The 19,692-nt window shown below is 31.8% G+C and carries 8 protein-coding genes and 1 pseudogene; 3 read left to right on the forward strand and 6 right to left on the reverse strand.

From position 1 onward, the window contains the following. The first annotated feature begins 12 nt into the window (after positions 1–12). From CJF42_RS08695 to CJF42_RS29530, 3 genes and pseudogenes are all read left to right on the forward strand, one after another. Positions 13–2,592, forward strand: a complete 2,580-nt coding sequence (locus tag CJF42_RS08695) for a PKD domain-containing protein (protein ID WP_095366305.1) — start codon at positions 13–15, stop codon at positions 2,590–2,592. A gap of 147 nt (positions 2,593–2,739) precedes the next feature. Continuing rightward, positions 2,740–4,755 (forward strand): PKD domain-containing protein, encoded by a 2,016-nt coding sequence (locus CJF42_RS08700; protein ID WP_095366306.1) that lies wholly within the window; start codon positions 2,740–2,742, stop codon positions 4,753–4,755. A gap of 106 nt (positions 4,756–4,861) precedes the next feature. Continuing rightward, a pseudogene (locus CJF42_RS29530) lies at positions 4,862–5,164 on the forward strand (transposase); the annotation flags it as partial. A gap of 228 nt (positions 5,165–5,392) precedes the next feature. Here the strand turns inward: CJF42_RS29530 and CJF42_RS08710 are convergent. The 6 genes from CJF42_RS08710 to CJF42_RS08735 form a co-directional block, all read right to left on the reverse strand. After that, complete coding sequence (locus CJF42_RS08710) at positions 5,393–9,181, reverse strand: type I polyketide synthase (protein ID WP_095366308.1); 3,789 nt, start codon at positions 9,179–9,181, stop codon at positions 5,393–5,395. 151 nt (positions 9,182–9,332) lie between these two features. Continuing rightward, a complete protein-coding gene (locus CJF42_RS08715; RefSeq protein WP_170940538.1) occupies positions 9,333–12,548 on the reverse strand; it encodes a non-ribosomal peptide synthetase in 3,216 nt (1,071 codons plus the stop codon). Continuing rightward, positions 12,532–13,587 carry a phosphoadenosine phosphosulfate reductase domain-containing protein gene (locus CJF42_RS08720; RefSeq protein ID WP_095366310.1) on the reverse strand — a complete coding sequence of 352 codons (1,056 nt, stop codon included), beginning with the start codon at positions 13,585–13,587 and terminating at the stop codon, positions 12,532–12,534. The genes CJF42_RS08715 and CJF42_RS08720 overlap by 17 nt, the downstream gene beginning before the upstream one ends. Further along, positions 13,580–13,834: an acyl carrier protein gene (locus tag CJF42_RS08725; RefSeq protein ID WP_095366311.1), complete on the reverse strand. Its 255-nt coding sequence runs from the start codon at positions 13,832–13,834 to the stop codon at positions 13,580–13,582. Before CJF42_RS08725 ends, CJF42_RS08720 begins: the two co-directional genes overlap by 8 nt. A gap of 16 nt (positions 13,835–13,850) precedes the next feature. After that, complete coding sequence (gene asnB / locus CJF42_RS08730) at positions 13,851–15,827, reverse strand: asparagine synthase (glutamine-hydrolyzing) (RefSeq protein WP_095366312.1); 1,977 nt, start codon at positions 15,825–15,827, stop codon at positions 13,851–13,853. Positions 15,828–16,410: 583 nt separating this feature from the next. Continuing rightward, positions 16,411–19,644: a non-ribosomal peptide synthetase gene (locus CJF42_RS08735; protein ID WP_095366313.1), complete on the reverse strand. Its 3,234-nt coding sequence runs from the start codon at positions 19,642–19,644 to the stop codon at positions 16,411–16,413. Positions 19,645–19,692: the final 48 nt, after the last annotated feature.

The raw sequence follows: 19,692 nt of genomic DNA on the forward strand, positions 1-19,692 counted from the left end.
CGGAGGTTTTAAATGAATATCTTTTTTGGTCGATTCATTAAATATAAATTTAGTTTTCAACAGTTTTATCTCTCGTTTATATTAATTTTAAGTTTATGCATAAAAGTAGAAGCGCAGAACATCTCTCCCCACCCTTCAACTCTAGATATAGCTTCGCAATATAACGGTAATAAAGTTACTTTACCTTATGGAGAAACTGAGTTCTCCAATATTTTTACAATTAACAGTACAAAAATCACTCTTTCTAACATTGAATTTAATTTAAAAGAGTTTTCTAAAAATACAAAAAATACGCCACCTAGAGCGGATGCTGGTAATAAAAAGATTGGCTCTACCAAAGAGCTTATCACACTTGACGCTAGAAACTCTTTTGATGAAGAAAGTGAATTATCATACAGATGGAGACAAGTTGGAAATTCTAAAAATAAAATTAATTTAATTAATCCTACTACCTCACAGCCTCATTTTACAGTCCCTGACTTAACGTTTGCAGAAGTAATTAATTTTGAATTGACCGTGACGGACTCAGAAGGATTAAGTAACACTGATAATGTAAGTGTTATTATTTACCCACATAATGTTAGTAATATATTCTATCATCCTGCCACTGAAGATAAAGCATGGCTTTATAATGGTAATGAAACTTATATATCCACAGGAAAAAACGGAGAATCAGGCCTACGAATTTATAAGAAAGTTTATAAAGGAGATCAAATATTAGCTAAATTTAGTATCAGCTCACCTCATTCCACAGGGAGTTTATTTTCACGTATAGATAATCAAAAAGCTTACCTTTCCCATAACGAGACTGATTTTTATCATTTGTTCACGATAACTAGTGATCAAACAACTGATTTAACAATTGCAGCAGGTACATTTCCACATTCAGGGATTATTTTATCAGATATAGAGTTTATTTTAATTTCAGCGAACCCTGATCCCACTCTTAACTCAGAACCCATAGCTAATGCTGGACTAGAGCAAACAGTATCAAGTGGAGATAATGTTACGCTTGATGGTACGGGATCTGGTGACCTTGAAAGCTCGTTAACATACAAGTGGAAACAAATTGATAATTCAGGCATAACTGTGAACTTACGTAATAAAGAAACTGTAAACCCGACATTTATTGTTCCAGCATCAAGTGGAGTTAATACTATTTCTTTCGAATTAACAGTTACAGATGAAGAAGGGCTTTATGATAAAGCAACGGTTAATGTTTTGACATTACCTGGTTTGCTACAAAGATTCACTCCATCAAATGATACTAATATTATTTATGTCAGTAATAGAAAGGGTAACGATGAAGCAGCAACCCCTATTTCGGCTAGTGAAATTATCGATCCCACATCACCAGAAAAAAAAATAATACCATTTAAAACATTAAAAGCAGCAATGTCACAGTTGAGGGATGGGTATCCTGATTGGATTTTATTAAAAAGAGGAGAAACTTGGGTCAATGAAAGCTTTGGAATACTTAACAAATCAGGAAGAAATATCAAGGAACGAATATTATTCGCTTATTATGGTAATAAAGGTGATCGACCGGTCATTAAATCTGGACCCTTAAGTGGATTATTAGCAAACAATCAAATAACCTCAAACATAGCTATTGTTGGTTTAGATTTTTATGCTCATACTCGTGATCCTAAGTCTAAAGATTACGTAATTTCAGGCCAAGGAGAAACAGGTTTAGCTTTTGTTGGGGGGGGGAATAATATTCTAATAGAAGATACTCTTATTAGATATTTTAAAAATGGGGCTATTGTTCAAAGCTTTGATGGAAAAATATATAAAAACTTTACTTTCAAACAATCAATTATTTTACACAGTTATAGTATTCCTAGTTTAGGCCACAGCTCAGGGTTATATTTAGAAGGTATAGATGGGATCTTAATTGAAGATAACTTTTTTGACCATAATGGGTGGAATGAAGAGATAAAAGAAGCGACAGCCACTAAGTTCAATCACAATATATATATACAAACAAATAATATCGGTAAGAATATCATAGTAAAAAATAATATCATTTCTAGAGGTTCAAGCCATGGTATGCACGGTCGTGCAGGTGGATTATTTGAAAATAATCTATTTATTAGTAATTCGATTGGTTTACAACTAGGTTATAAAACAACCCCACTTAAGATTGGTACTCTAGCTCATGCAAAAAATAATGTCATTTTATCTGGTAAGTTAATGGCTCCAACAGGAGGCGATTCAAGTACAACTAAAGCTGTATGGGGATTATATACTGAAACCAATGCTCTTGATGAAGGTGGTGAAGTACTAGTTGAAAATAATATTGTTGCTAATGCAGTTTATCACGGTGACAGTAATTTAGATTATAAAATGGTATCTGGAGGAGTGTATGATAACAATCTCTCATATAACTGGAATTTTTATAATGATAATTTTGATCCTAGTTGGAAAAATCCAAATTCTAATATAGAAAACTACATGTCTAATATAGATAAAGAGCCTACATTAGAAGCATTTCTTAACATTCTAAGTTCAAGAAAATTAAACGACAGGAATAAATTATTCACAGCTACAGAAGTCAATAATTTCATACGTTCTTGCTTTAATAAATAACAGTGAGGTTTATTAAAAGCCTCACTGTTAAAAGTTCACTAATCTATCTCTGTACTTTATCAAAATAAAAGCTTGATTTTTTATTCAATACAATCATGATAAATCTCTATTTTTTAAGGTACAGTGTTATAAGTAAGGGTTAAAAGGATGTTTATACGTTTTTTTCTGGTTGCATCGATTATTTTTTCTATATCAATAGTGGGTTGTGGAGGAGATAGTAATACTGAACAACTCGATTTAAAGTTGTTTCCGATTTCTAACTCTGGAGCAAATCAGATTGTTACAGAATTAAATACCGTTATTTTGCATGGTTCCGGCACCGATAATGACGGTTCTATTATCAATTATCAATGGGTTCAAATTTCAGGTCCAGAAATATCATTCTCGAACTCAAATTCAGCTAATACAAGCTTTATTGCTCCAGAGGTTAGCCAAACAGAAGTCGTCAAACTTAAACTAATTGTTACAGATAACGATAATCAGAAAGGCGAAGATAATATCAGTATATCAGTATTAAATAATTTACCACCTATAGCTGATGCAGGCCCAAATCAACATAAAGTAAATAATGATGTAATAACACTTGATGCAAGTGCATCACAAGATATCGGCGACACACTTACTTACTCATGGAAACAGACGGATAGAAGCGGAATCATTGCAAATTTAGATGTTCAAACTTCGGCTACCCCTAAGTTTACAGCTCCAATATTATTAACAAAGCAAACTATCACATTTGAAGTAACTGTAACGGATACTGCTAATACGACAGATACTGCTGAAGTTAATATTACCATCAGCCCTAACTTCTCTAAAATTTATACTCCTTCAAATAATAGCAAAATTATATATGTAAGCAGTTTGAGTGGAAATGATGCTACGGCACTACCTGTAAACTCGAGTGATATAATAAGCCCAACTCATCCGAATATTACAATATATCCTTACAAAACTTTAGCTGTGGCTAAAGCACAATTAAGAGACGATTTAGGTGATTGGATATTATTAAAACGAGGTGAAGAATGGACAAATGAATCTTTTGGTATTTTGAATACCTCAGGATTAAATAAAGATTTTCCAACTATATTTAGTTTTTATGGCACATCTGGTGCTAGACCACTAATTAAAACAGGGGAACAAAGCGCTTTTCATGCAAATAATCAAGAAACATCTCACATAGCTATATTGGGACTAAATTTATACTCCCATACACGTGATCCAAATTCCCCTAGCTATATAGTAGGGGCTGATGGAAACACAGGGATTTCTTTTGTAGGCGGTGGCAGTAATATATTAATTGAAGATACCGTAGTAAGATATTTCAAAAATGGTATTACAGTAATTAGTTTTGATAATAAGCAATATCATGAATTTTCGCTTATCAACTCAATTATTGCTGATAATTATGCCATTTCAGACTTAGGGCACAGTTCAGGATTGTATATTGAAGGTGTAAATGGCATAAAAGTTAAAAATAATTTCTTTGATCACAATGGTTGGAATGAAACCATAAAAAATGCAAGTGCAACAAAATTCAATCACAATATATACTTAAAAGCTAACAATAATGGTAACAGAATAAATATTGCCGATAACATAATTTCCAGAGGATCTAGCCATGGTATTCATGGACGAGCAGGTGGAGTATTTACTAATAATTTTTTAATTGAAAACTCAATAGGCCTACAGTTAGGTTATAAAACAACTCCAATTAAAAATGGTACTAGAGCTTACGCATATAATAATGTTATCTATTCAGGCAAGTTGATGGATCCTAAGGAGAAGAATACAAATACATCTAAAGCTGTATGGGGAATTTATACGGAAAACAATGCCTTAGACAGTGGTGGTACTGTCGAACTTGTAGATAATATAGTTACGAGTGCTAAAGACTTCAATGCTAGTAATGTCGATATAAACGATGTTATAGGGGTCAGCTCAAATAGAAATGTTACTTATAATTGGAATTTTATGGGAGATAATTTAGATGATTCATGGCCTAATCCAGATGTTACTATATCACAATATATGAACAACATTGGATACCCAGCTTCAATGGATGAATTTATTAAAAACCTAAAAACAAGAAAGCTTTCATTTTCAGATCAAAACTTTACAACTCTAAATATTAATAATTATTTTAGAAACGGTTTTAATAAATAACGGTATTATACCCATGTTACATGAAAATTCGTGATTTCAGCAAGTCGAGAAGCGTGTCAAATACGAGGCATAAGATGTGTCGTTAAGTCATTCTAAAAAATATATTCATAGTGTTCGAGGTTCACAATATACAAGTGAAAAGTACCAAAGGCTGCTAACTAATAATGGTATTACACCGTCGATGAGCCACAAAAGTGCGTGTTTAGATAATGCTGTTGTTTAAAGATTTTTTGGGAGCTTAAAGCATGAATGGTTATTAAATGTTCATCATTTAACAAGGACGAGTATGAAAAAAGATGTTGGAGCTTATATCAAATATTATAATCGAGATAGACTTCATACAAGTATTGGTGATATGTCGCCAATTGAGTACGAAAGTTCCATGTTTAAACTGTGTGGTAACGGTTGACCAGAATACCATTTATTACCTTGGCCTACAGGAGTGTGGGTAGAAAACGATTACGGCATTATGATTTATCAATGGATTACAAATCATGCTTTGTAATCGTATCCTACTTAAGCTCAGAAACCTGTATTTCCAAGTAGTACGGGTATAAATATGTTTGAGGTTTAGTAAGTTACTAGATCCAACGATACTTAATTATCTGACGGCACATCACTACACATGAATAATTTATTAAAAGCGATTTTTATCGCTAGCTTTAATACTCACCGACAGTAGCCGAGCAAGATCTTTTGCATTATCTCCTTCCATCATCTCTAAATGCCCATGTTTAAGTTCTACTACATTAACTAAATTATTAGTCAATTTAGACCAGCCTCTACTTTTATCTAATTTTCGCCATAAAATTTCACTATAATTGAGACCCGGACACATAAACAACGAAACTGGACAACTTATAAGCCCACCTAAATACAACTCACTTACTTTGGTCCAATAATCAAAGAATCTTTCATAACGCAATATTTCGACTAATTGGCAGCTATTAGTACTTTCAGCGGGATTTATAGGGAGTGTTTTTTCTCGAAATTTATGTTTGAGCATTTCAAGTGTATGTTTTAGCCCGCGGTTGTAATACCATTCAAATTTAGTTGACCATTTTATTAGGAAGGGAGAAACAGTGGGTAGACTAGGCGCATTATGTGTTAAATTCGGAGCATATACATCTAACAAACCTAAAAATTCAATTTTCTCTCCCCGTTCTTCAAATTGCTTTGCTATTTCAAAAGCGGTATAAGCACCATAACTATAACCGACTAATAAATAAGGGCCTTTTGGTTGGTGATTTTTGATATAAGCGATATGATCATATGCCATTTTTTCTACGGTATCATGATAATAATGCTCCATGACCCCTCTAGTTTGCAAACCAATAACACGATAATCCTCACCAAGACTCATAGCAAAATCATAAAGGTTATTAACGTTCCCGCCCACACCACCAACAATAAATAATATTTTTTTATTGTATTCTGGCCCTGGATGCATAACAACAGTGGTATCCCAAGGTTCATCTAATTTTTGATTAGATAAGGTAACTTTATTTATATTTTTAATATTAATTTCGTCAATCACTTTTTGAGCTAATAAATTAATTGTAGGATGAGTAAATAATGTCGATATAGGTAAATTAACATTAAACTTAGCTTTAATTCTTGAAAATAAAGCAACGGAAAGTAACGAGTCTCCACCAATAGTAAAAAAATCATCATTCACACCTAAATCAGTCACTCCAAGAATATCTTTCCAGATTACGAACAAATTAAATTCAATATCAGATACAGATTCACTTTGCATCGATACTGAATTATTTGCTTCATCTTTATCACTCTGGCTTTCATGAGTATTAGCTTCTTTACTTTTAAGCCAATACTTTTGTTTAGAAAACTGATATGTAGGAAGTCCAAAAACTTTACCTTGAACACCAATTCCTATTTTTTGAAATTCGATTTCAACACCCACACACCATAATTGAGCTAGGCAGTTTAAGAAAATGGACTGTTCTTTTTCCGCATATTTAGAATCAGCCAGCGTGTTAACAGCTAATATGTTTTTGTCTTTTTCGTAAGGTTGAACAAATGAGCACAAAGCAGAACCTGGGCCGACCTCAATCATTACATCACTTTCTGCAATAGAATGTTTCACGGCATCGTGAAAACATACTTCTTTTCTTAAATGCTGAATCCAATACTCAGATGTATTTAAATCATGACAATAATGGCCTAAAGTAGAAGATATAACCTTTATATTAGGAGTATTTAATTGTATTTTGTCTAGTGATTGAGAAAAATCATCCAGTACAGGATCCATAAAATCGGAATGAAATGCATGCTGGTTCATCAATTTTTTATGATGGATACCTTTTGAGGATAATATATTTAATAATTTTTCAATATCACTTTCAGATCCAGAAACAACTATATTAGAAAGGCTATTTTCAATTGAAATAACTAGAGAATCAAAAAGTAATCTCTCTACAAGTGTTCTAGAATTAAATACTGCAACCATAGCCCCTTTGGGTGACTGAGCCATTAATCGACCTCGTTCAAATACAATCCATAAGCCATCTTCTAAACTAAATACACCAGCTATACATGCAGCAGTATATTCACCTACGCTATGCCCTATCAGTACCTTTGGCGTAACGCCTAAATCTATTAAAGTTTTAGCTAAGCAATATTCCACAACAAATAAGCTTATTTGTGCATTTTGGGTTTGAGCCATATTTTGAAAAAAATTATCATTATCCATTATAAGGTCATGATAATTTTGACCAGTGCTTGCACTTAACTGTGTAATACATTCATCAAAATAAGATCTATATATTTCATAATTATTATATAGCGCCTTTGACATTCCATTATATTGGCTACCTTGGCCTGGAAACATAAATGTAATTGAAGGGTTTGGTTTAGCGGTAAAGCATAATTCACTCTCTTTTAATTCAAATTGTGAATTATCATTACTTAATATTTGAGTATAAGTTCTTCGTGAGAATTTTTTTCTAGTTTTTAATAAAGTATAAGCTGCATCAATCGCTTTACTCGGTTTATTATTTAAAAAATCTGTAAATGATTTTTGCTGTGCAAATACAGAGTCATCTGATTTTGCGGAAAATAACAGCAATAAGTCTTTTTTTTCAGTTTCATCACTATCAAAAAATGAATTTGGCGGACTGGCTAATATAATATGTGCATTTGTACCACCAATACCAAAAGAACTAACTCCAGCATGAACCTCCCGATGGTGGCTTAAGTCTACTCTTTCTTTATTAAAATAAAACGGACTGTAATCTTGGCTAATAGCAGGAAATTCATTACTAAAGCTTAGATTTGGAGGTATTTGTTTATTTTTAACCACTAGTACCGACTTTATAAATGATGCAATGCCAGCAGCAGCATCAAGATGTCCTATATTTGCCTTTAAAGTACCTAAAGCACAAGAATGCTTATTTTCACTAAACTCTCCAAATACATCATTCAAACTTGCTAACTCAATAGAATCTCCTATTTTGGTTGCCGTACCATGTGTTTCTATAAATTGTATTTGACTGGGCTCAACTTCAGCCAGTTCTTGAGCTAATGCAATAACTTCACTTTGCCCGTCAACACTCGGCGCCGTAAATCCAACTTTATTTCTGCCATCATTATTAGTAATGGCACCTTTAATCACAGCTAAAATATTATCATTGTCTTCAACTGCATCTGCTAATCGTTTCAGTACAACGACCCCAATGCCCTCTCCAAAAATAGTACCATCGGACTGACTACTAAAGGGTTTACAATAACCATCAGGAGAAAAAATCATACCCTCAGAATGTAAGTAACCTGCTTTATGAGGAACATTAACGGCTACTCCTCCAGATAAAGCAATATCACACTGATAGGTTTGTAAAGACAGTACAGCTAATTGAATTGCCACCAATGAGGTAGAGCAAGCTGTTTGCACATTGATGCTTGGACCGCGTAAATTTAGTTTATGAGAAACACGGGTTGTTAAATAGTCTTTTTCACTGGCAAGCATCTTTTGAAAATCACTAATATCAAAAGATTGCGTGTTTATATCTATGTTATTTAATAAATAACGATTCATGCTACAGCCAGCATAAACTCCTACAGCATCTTCAATCTCATCAGGAATAAAACCCGCAGATTCTAATGCTTGCCAACTATGCTGTAAAAAGAGTCTATGCTGAGGGTCCATTAGCCTTGCTTCTGCAGGCGTGTATCCAAAAAAATCAGCATCAAAATGACTAATATTAGATAAAGACGATGTTTTTAGTACATAGTTTTGCTTTTGATATACTGTTTTGGATATACCTAAGGAAATCAAATTAGATTCACAAACATCCGTTATTGCGCACTTCCCTGAAAGTAAATTATTCCAATACTCATCAATATTTTCAGCACCAGGAAACGCACCAGACATACCAATTACGGCAATGTCATTTCTCATTTCATCCATATTAAATATTACTCTTTATACTTTTTAGTTTCTGTTGGCTTAAAAGCCACTTATAATTTGTTTTTAAAAGCAATTTAACCATCAACAAAAGTAAAATACCTGTGACATAAAAATAGCTACCTCCTTTAATATTATAATCTTACAACTATATTTAAACATCACATTCCTTGTGACGTTTTCTAGGCTTTATATTGCGCTTCATTGCGGAACGTATTTTATTTGCTCTTGTTTCTTTAACATCTGTAATCTTTCGGTTGCCATCAATATCCAGAAAACAAGCAATCGATTTTATTGTCACAAATCTAAATAAATCAACACTTTTAAGTCTATTTGGAAACACTTTATCTAATATATTTAAAACCTGCATTAATGACATCGAATCACCTCCGACCTCAAAAAAATGTGCTTCAATTGATAAATTATCGTGTTGAAGAACCGTCTTCCAAGCATCCATTACTGTTTGTTGTATTTGTGTTAATTTTATTTTGTTTTTTTTAAAGCTCTTTACTTGAGATAAAACAATTTTAGGTAATTGATTTCGATTTATTTTACCACTAGAAGTTAATGGGAATTTCGCTAATTTCATATAAAAAACGGGTAACATATATATAGGAAGATATTTTGATAAATAATTTTTTAATCGACTTTCATTAATCTCTTTCTGGTCATTTTCAACTGTATATAAAATGCCAATAAACATACTTCCATTAGGTTTTTTCTCAATCACAGCCACTGATTGTTGGATGTTGGTATATTGGTGCATAATGGTTTCAATTTCCGATAATTCGATTCTCAGACCACTTAACTTAACTTGTGAATCCTTTCGCCCTAAAAACTCAAGTTCACCATCATTAGTCCAGCGGGCTAAGTCACCTGTTTTATACAAACTATCTTGAGAAGAAGAGCGAGCAAAAAACTGCTGTTGAGTAAGTATATCGTTACCAACATAACCTTCAGCTACTTGTACTCCTTCGATAAATAACTCCCCAACAACTCCGATAGGAGATTGATTTAAATTTTTATCGAGGATGTGAATTACTGTATTAGAGATTGGTTTCCCTATAGGTACAAATTTATATTTTTCATTTTTATTACAGCGAAAACAGCTAACAGCAATTGCGGCCTCAGTTGGACCATAAATGTTTATTAATTCAGTACTTGTATAGGATTTAAAAAAAGAGTTCACCGAATGTGATAGTAACTCTTCACCGCAACAAACAACTTTACATAATGAATTTTCTTTCAAAGGTTTAGCTAATATAAATGTATTTAAGATAGATGGCACGAGATGTAAAATGGTCACTTGATATTGACTTATTTGTTTTTGTATTTGATGAACATCTTTATGGCTACCTGGTATTGCAAGTGCCACTGTTGCACCAACCAGTAAAGGCCAGTAGATTTCAAATAAAGAAATATCAAAGCTATAAGGTGTTTTTTGTAAAACGACATCCCCTTTTACAGGTTTGAAATCTGCTTTCATCCAGAGCATCACATTTGCAATACCTGAATGTAGGTTCATTACTCCTTTAGGTTTTCCCGTTGAGCCTGATGTGAATATTATATATGCTAAATCATTAGAGGATATTTCGACTTCAGGATTATTATTAGGAAACGCAGTGATTTCACACTCTAAATGATCAAGTACAAAAATATCATATGCTGATTTATTAAAGTGAAACTGAATATTACTGTGAGTTAGAATCGCTTTTACCCGAGATTGACTGAGCATATAATCTATTCGATTTTTAGGTAATTCCCCATCAATAGGCACGTATACAGCACCTAATTTTAGAATGCTATATATGGCCGTCATCATACTTATAGAACGCTCACAAACTACAGCTACAACATCACCTTTTTTCACACCTTTATTGTTTAAGTAATGAGAAAGTTTGTTTACTTCAGAATTAAACTCTCTATAAGTGTAACGCTTATCTTTATATATCAAAGCAATGTTGTTCGGTGTATTTTCTACTTGCCTTTCAAATAATAACTTTAAATTTAATCTATCTTCAAAATATACACTTGTATTATTAAATTTAGCTATGTCGGTACTATCTTTCTCTCGCACATAATCTAATGATGAAACTGCTATATCTGTATTAGATATTAAGTTAGTTAATAAAACTTTAAATGAATCTCTAAAACGCTGTGCTGATATATTATCAAATATTGAACTGTCATACTCAATATAACCATATAGCTGTTCTTCGTCTTCCCATAAACGCAAAAATAAATCTAACTGAGAATTTAAAGGTTCGTAATAAAGAACTTCTCCTTGAACTCCTTTTAAGTCCAATTTCATTGGATGCTCAAAAGTAAAGCCATGACGATATAACTTTTTATTACCCATTTTTTTTAAATTATCATTAATTATTTCTATTGAGGGGTATTCTTGATGTCTATGGGCTTCTAATAAAGCAACTCGTACTTTTTTGAGTACATCAAAAACACTATCTTTATCAACAAACTCAACGCAGATAGGCACAGTATTTACCAAGCAGCCTATTGTATTTCTAAATATTGAATTTTTTCGATTTGATAACGGTACTGCAATACAAAAATTTGATTCACCAGAGTATTTTGCAAGCAACAAATAATATGATGTTAATAGAATAACGTATGATGAAATGATGTTTTTTTGACTGATTTTTTTTAAGTCTTGCCAAATTTCTTTTGGTAAAGCTATCTCAATTGATCTGCCTTTAGAGTTATGCTCATAATTTTTAGCTCTTGGAGTATCAAGCTTTATAGTTGAGGAATTGTTTAATTTGCCTCGCCAGTAATTTGCCGATTTTATTCCTTTAGGAGATAATAACCATTTTGATTGATTATTTGAAAAAGACTGATAATTATTAAATATCTCATTATCTCTTGTGGATACAGTTAATTTACCTGAATTATTATATGCATTGCTTATCAATTTAGCTATTTTATCTTTTGAACTTAAATCAATTACAATATGATGAATAGATATTGCGATGATTAAATTTTCACTATCATTAAATTTAGCTGTAATAACTTTAACTAAAGGCTCATTAGCTAAATCAAAATCTTGATTACAACTTTGATTAACCCAGTTTATTGCTTCATAAAAATTATCGTTAAAGGTTCTTTTAATAACTGTGCATTGATTGAATTTATCGAAGCGTACAATTTCTCCATCAATCATCTCATATGAAGATCTTAATATTTCAACAGTATTAATGACAGCATTAACTGAAGCAATAAACTGAGTAAAATCCAAATTTTCAAACAAAAATATTGAATTAACATTATAGGCAGAATTTTTACCTTGTTGACCTAACAGCCAAAATTGACGCTCTATTAAACTTGCATGTGAAGTATTAACGTTTGCTATCATATACATTCTTAACCGATATAATGTCATTTTTTTCTATTGATAAAGATGCCATTATAGGTGCTATTTGTTCTACTGAACTATCGTTTATTTTATCTAAAGCCTCACTTCTAGTCATTAACCCTTCTCGAATAAGATGACTCAATTCCATTTCATATGGGTTATAACCAAAAACTTCTTCATGTACATAATTATTAAAGGTATTTAGCATGCAATTGGAAGAACAGCCGTCAACATCTTTGGGGCTAACCCAGCCTAAAGGCGCTATGGCATCTTTTATTTCAGTTTCAGTTACATCTTCAATACATAAAATATTTACATTGTGTGGATATTCTTTCACTTCATTAATAAGTTCATCTTTAATGCACAAGTAATCATCAACTACATCTCCAACCTCTTCTCTTAATTTATTCAGGGATTCTAACCTTGAATCTGCTAAAAACTTGTAATGGTTTTTATAAATTATTGCATTAATAGGAATTTGCCCAAGAGTAAATCCAGCTAGTATAAATGGAATTTTTTTTTCTAAAGCAATTTTCAAGGCTGTAATATTAACCATAGATATACAAGAATTACATATCGCTGAAATTCTTGTTAATGTATTTTTTCGATAAACATCGGTTATCGCACTCGCTCGTGCAATTGCTTTGTAATTTTCACTACTAGGTCGATAAACCCAGTGATCGACTCCAAGACTATCAACAACCTTTCTAATATTTTTCCATGCAACTTCTGCGATATACCCATTATCTAAAGTAAATGCTAGAACATTTAGCCCATACTTTTCTACTGCTAGTTTTAGAACATAAGTACTATCTTTACCACCGCTATAACAAACAACGGCATCATACTCCCCTCTTTTTATTCTGTTATCAAATAAATTTGATATTTTAATTTTTGCATTATCGATAAACGAAGCTTCTATTTTTGTGGATTTATTCTTTTTATTACAAAAATTACAAACGCCATTTTCCTCAAATTTTATTTTGGGGTAGTTTTTTGATTGAATACATTTAGAGCACCTTTCAATGTTGTTAGTCATGTGACTTTTTCCTATCAACTAATGCTATCATTTTATTTATAGAGCTAAAGTTATCTCTTGTTAAATCATCATCATTGACTTGGATTAAAAAGGCTTTTTCTAAAAAAGAGGCAAGCTCTATGAGACCAAATGAATCGATAATACCTTCATCGATTAAAGATTCATTTAAAGGGATTTCATCAATTTCAACCATATAAGTATCAACAATAAAGTTCAATATTTGTTCTAAAATCATCACGCTACTCATTTATTTATTCCTGTCACTACATATCCAATATATCAACAACACACTTGCCCATGTCTAATTCAACTTCTAGAGGATTATTAATCCAGTACTGGCAAATTTGTGATGTTAATAAAAATATAAAAATCATGTTATCCCGATAACCTGTATTTTCAGGGACTCCATTTTTAAATTTATTCAAAAATCGTTTAACTATTTTATTGTCAAAAAGGCCGTACTCTACAATATATTGCTCAGATAACATGGTACTGGCTAAATCACTCAGTTGACCGTCAGAACTAATAAATGCAATCAGATCAGGGGCCATATAAGGTTGTTTTGGCCTATTAGTGATTTCTTCAGGGATCTCATTTTTAAAAGCTTGCTTTAATATATGTTTTTGATCAAAATTCTTGAGTTTATATTCATCGGGCATTCCAAAAGCCATCTCTACAACTCTATGATCTAAAAATGGGAAACGCCCTTCAACACTATTACTCATGGCCATACGATCTCCCTGAGAAGAAAGCAGATACCCTTGCAATAATGTTTTAATTTCTAGGTATGAGTTCTTTTGTAATAGAGAAAAGGAGGCATAATTACTTGGTAATGTTTTTTTTAATTTTTCTAATAAAGTTGATTTATTAAACTTAATTCCTAAGCTTTTATTAAAATACTTTTCTATGATTTTATTATTTGAAAGTCGTATATTAAGGCCATTAAATTCGTTATCAAAGTCACTTAAAAAACCCTCATAATACATTTTTATAAAAGCGAACTGTCTTTTATCTGCATAATGACTTAAATGAGGATAGAGCTCTTTTAATGATTCGATTACAGTGCTGTCACCATTAGATAATTTCCATTCATTTAAAATTTTCAGCTCCTTAAACGTATCGTAACCAAATAGGATTTCATCAGCGCCTTCACCTGTTAATACAACTTTTGTATCTGTGTCCTTTACTTTGTGTGATAACAAGTGAAGCGGTACCGGTGCAGTTCTAAAGATAGGCCTTTCAGTATGATAAATGGATTTAAGCAAGTTATCATCAATGTCTTGATTTAATATTTTAACTTCGTGATGAATTGAACTGATCTGTTTACTGGCTAATATTTGAAAATGACTTTCATTTAATGATTTATCTTCGAACGTAACAGAAAATGTTTTAAGCTCATAATTTGTATACTCTTTAATTCTCTGAGAAATGATTGTAGAATCAATTCCTCCACTTAAATATGCACCGACAGGTACATCACTTCTAAGACGTACCTTTATAGAATCATCTAACAATTCTTGAAATGCTTTTTTGGTATTGTCAAAGCTATCTGCAGTAATATTTGAATCGAAACTTTCACCTACTTGATAATATCTTTCTTTAGTAGTACGTCCATTTACATTAAAAACCTCAAAAGTACCAGATTCTACAGTATAAATATCTTTATATATTGAATTATCAGCTAAAGTATTCCAAAGCAACCCATGTTCAAAAAGATGTTGAGGATCTATCTCTCTTTTATAATGGGCTAACGCATCAAATGCCTTCATTTCAGAACTAAAAAAATAAGCTCTATCATGTAATAAAACATACAGAGGCCTTATGCCGTATCGGTCTCTTCCAACGACTAATTGCTCTGATTTCTTATCCCAAATCAGAACAGAAAACTCACCATTTAACATTTTAAAACAATTAGTTCCTATTGACTCATATAGTTTTAAAATAACTTCAGTATCGGAATTAGTGTTAAATGAATAGCCTTGAGATTCAAGCTCTTTACGTAGTTCTATATAATTATATATTTCACCATTAAATGAGATAATGCAGTAAGATGATTGCATGGGTTGGTGACCATCTTCAATATCGATAATTGAAAGGCGAGTATGCCCTAAGCCAATGACTCGATTTACATATAACCCCCATGCATCAGGGCCCCTATGGTTCAAATGAGACAAGGCATTTACAACAATATTTTTTTTATTTTGCTTATGTACGCCTAAGACGCCAAATACACCACACATTGCTCCACCTATTTATCTATACTTTAAATATATAAAAACACCTAAAAGTTTTAATTAAGTAAACATATCGGGTACGCATATTACCAAGCTTTCTAACTTTTTTAACTATAAAGTATTAATTTTATGTCAATAAGATAAATTAATTAATGAACTAGAAAAAGGAGACATTGCAGGGTATATAAAATGTGCCATCAAAAAGTTATTAAAATATAAGTAGTAATACTCTAGTATTTGATATAATAAATAAAATGAAGCGACACAAAATAATCAGTTGCACTAACTAATAGAGCAAACGAGAACACTCCCTCGACAGCCCATTATAAAAAGGTATCTTTGAAGAGAAAGTTTATCGTGTTACTAAAAGTAACATCACTCAATTCAAGGTTATTTATTAGTTGAACTCCTCAAATAATATATACAAAAAGAAACCTGAACTTGCCAAAAATCTGTACCAATCCACCTCATTTTTGTAATTGATAAAATAGTATTTTAATATAAAGGGTCATAATACTCACTGCCATAAGTAACGAACAAAAATATCACTACAAGCCTACTTTCAATACCTGTATTATTGTAAGTAGGCTTATTCATCGGATTTAACTTCCTGTTCTTTGTGTTTTCTACGAGAAGATCTTAGCCGTAGCTTTAAGTTCATAGCACCTTTAATTTTATTTCCTCGAACTCTGCTTACTTCTTTGCCTTTTTGGTTCTGCGAGTTATCAATAAAGTTTGCAAGACAACGTATCGTAGGATAAGTAAACATGTCGACACTTGATAGGTTTTTTGGATAAATTAGACTTAAAACTGAAAAGGATTGCATCAAAGACATTGAATTACCACCGAGATCAAAAAAAGGAACGTCTATTGAAAGCTCTGATTTATTGAGTAGAGAACACCAAGTTTGATGAATTCTTTTTTCAACCCCACTTAGTTGATAGCTATTTTTAGACGACTTTTTTTCTTCTACTATTTTCAATTTAGATAAGGCTTCATGATTTATTTTACCGCTAGAAGTTAAAGGGAAGCTTTTCAACTCAATAAATGAAACAGGTAACATATATCTCGGTAAGATTGTTGCTAAATAAAACTTTAAATCATTTTGATCTAAACATTCGTTTTTATCTTTCTTACTATAAAAAGCTGAAATAAATGCATTACCACTTTTATTTTTTTTAATTATCGTAGCGGCAATTAAAATGTTTGGATAACGCTGAATTACAGAGTTAATGTCATTTAACTCAACTCTAATACCATTGAGTTTAATTTGAGAGTCCTTTCTTCCTAAAAACTCCAAACTACCATTTTCAGTCCACCGTACACAATCTCCAGTTTTATATACTTTCCCAAAATCAAATGGGTTATTAATAAAGACTTTTTTGGTTAGCTCTGCATTACCGACATACCCCTTAGCAACTTGAATACCACCTATTAATAACTCACCTTTAACTCCAATCGGGAGCTGCTGTAAATTTTCATCTACAACGTATAAGTATGTATTGTTGATAGGTTTACCTATCGGGATTTTTTTTCTATTATTTTCACAGCGCCAAATAGTGACATCAATTGCTGCCTCTGTCGGTCCATATAAATTAACTAATTCAGTAAAAGGATATTTATCATAAAAACAAGACGAGTGCTCTGATAATAAAGACTCCCCACTACAAAAAATAATCTTTAGTTGATTATGTGTTTGATGACGAACGGATAAAAAAGTCATTAGCATAGCTGGGATAAAATGAAGCATAGTGACTTTATATTTGATCACTTGCCGATGGATTCGGTATATATCTCTATGGCTATTATGTTCTGCAATAGCCAATTTTGCACCGACTTGTAAAGGCCAAAATATTTCCCAAACTGATACATCAAAGCTATAAGGTGTTTTTTGTAAAATAACATCATCACTACTCGCCTTAAATTCAGTTTGCATCCACAATAAGCGATTTGAAACGCCTAAATGGCTATTTATAACACCTTTAGGTACTCCTGTAGAGCCTGAAGTAAAAATGATATATGCTGCATCATTTGGATTAATTTCAATATTTGGATTTTGATCACCTAAAACTGAAATTTGAGCCTGTACCTGATCAACCAAAATAGTTTTATATTGGCTCTTATCGTAATCGCACTCTAAAATAGTGTTAGAGACTATAGCTTTAACATTCGATTGCATCATCATGTAATCGATCCGCTTTTTAGGAAGTTTAATATCAACTGGTACGTATATAGCGCCAACTTTGATAATGGCATAAATATAAATTATCATATCAATTGAGCGCTCACTCATAACTGCAACTACATCCCCTTTATTAATACCCTGATCTATTAAATAATGAGCAAGTCTATTTATCTGAGAATTGAACTGAATATAGGTAAGTGCTTTATTTTTAAAAATTAAAGCAGTCTGATTTGGTGATTTTATTACTTGTTGTTCAAAAAGCAATTTTAAATTTAATTCTGTATAATACTTTTTTTCTGTCCGATTAAATTTTTTTATCGTGTTTATATCTGCAAGAGTAGTACATTTTAAATTATTTATTGGTTTATCTGAATCTGATATGAGATCTTTTAATAGAACTTTAAAAGAATCGACAAATCGTCTTGCAAAAGTTGAATCAAATAGTGAACTATCGTATTCAAGGTTTCCATGTATTTGTGAACTGTCTTCCCACAAACGTAAAAATAAATCAAGCTGTGGGTTTATGGGTCTACAATTTAAAACTTGTGTTTTAACACCGATCAAATCAAGCTGCATTGGATGTTCAAAAGTAAAGCCATGGCGATATAAAGTTCGATTATCTCGCACTTGAACCCCATCTCTTATTAAATTTACTGATGGATATTCTTGGAACCTGTGTGCTTCAAGCAGCGATATTCGCACTTTCTTTAACGCGCTAGCTACAGTATCTGTTTCGTTAAGCTCTACAGTTATAGGCAAGGTATTAACGAAGCAGCCCATAGTACTTTTAAACTCTGATTTTTTTCTATTAGATAAAGGTACTGCAATACTGAAATGAGATTCACTCGAATATTTTGACAATAATAAATAATAGGTTGTTAATAAAACGATATAAGAAGAAAGTAAAGTTTGTCCATTGAATGAATGTAAAGCGGCACACTCTTGCGCTGACAAATTTAAAGGTACTGAACCATGATACTCTAATTCTGTATTATTAATTATTTCAGGTGATGTTATATCAGCGGTTTGAGCATTTTTTATTTTATTATTCCAATAACTTGCTGCTTTTATTCCTTTATCTGATTCCAGCCATTTTTTTTGTTTTTCTATAAAATCAGAATAATTATTATATATTTTTAACTCATCAGGTGATAAATTACATAGACCCTTATTATTAAAGGCATCAGAAATTAATTTTGATAATGTATCCTTTACTTTAAGATCCATTACTATATGAGGAATAGATAGCCCGACAACAATTTGGGGATTTCCTTTAAACTTAGCAACAATGATACGAATTAATGATTCTTTTCCAAATTCAAATAAGTCATAGCATCTCTGATTCACCCAATTTTTAGCATCTTCCAATGCGCTTTTTATAAACTCTTCTTCAATTACATTACATTGAAAAAATTTATGAGTTCTATAGATACTCCCCCCTTGTACTTCAAAAGATGATTGTAAATTTCTGATTTGACTTATTACAGAATTTACAGAGCTAATGAAAAGCGGTAGATCAATGTTTTCAAATAAAAACATTGAATTTACATTGTAACTAGAGCCTCTTCCTTGATTGTTTAACAACCAAAACTGATATTCAATCAGGTTTGTTAAGTCTTTTTTATTTATAATTTCCACTGACTTATTTTCACCATCTAAAAGTACAAAGTTAATTACATTTATTCT

Source organism: Pseudoalteromonas sp. NBT06-2 (assembly GCF_002276045.1).
Classification (GTDB): domain Bacteria; phylum Pseudomonadota; class Gammaproteobacteria; order Enterobacterales; family Alteromonadaceae; genus Pseudoalteromonas.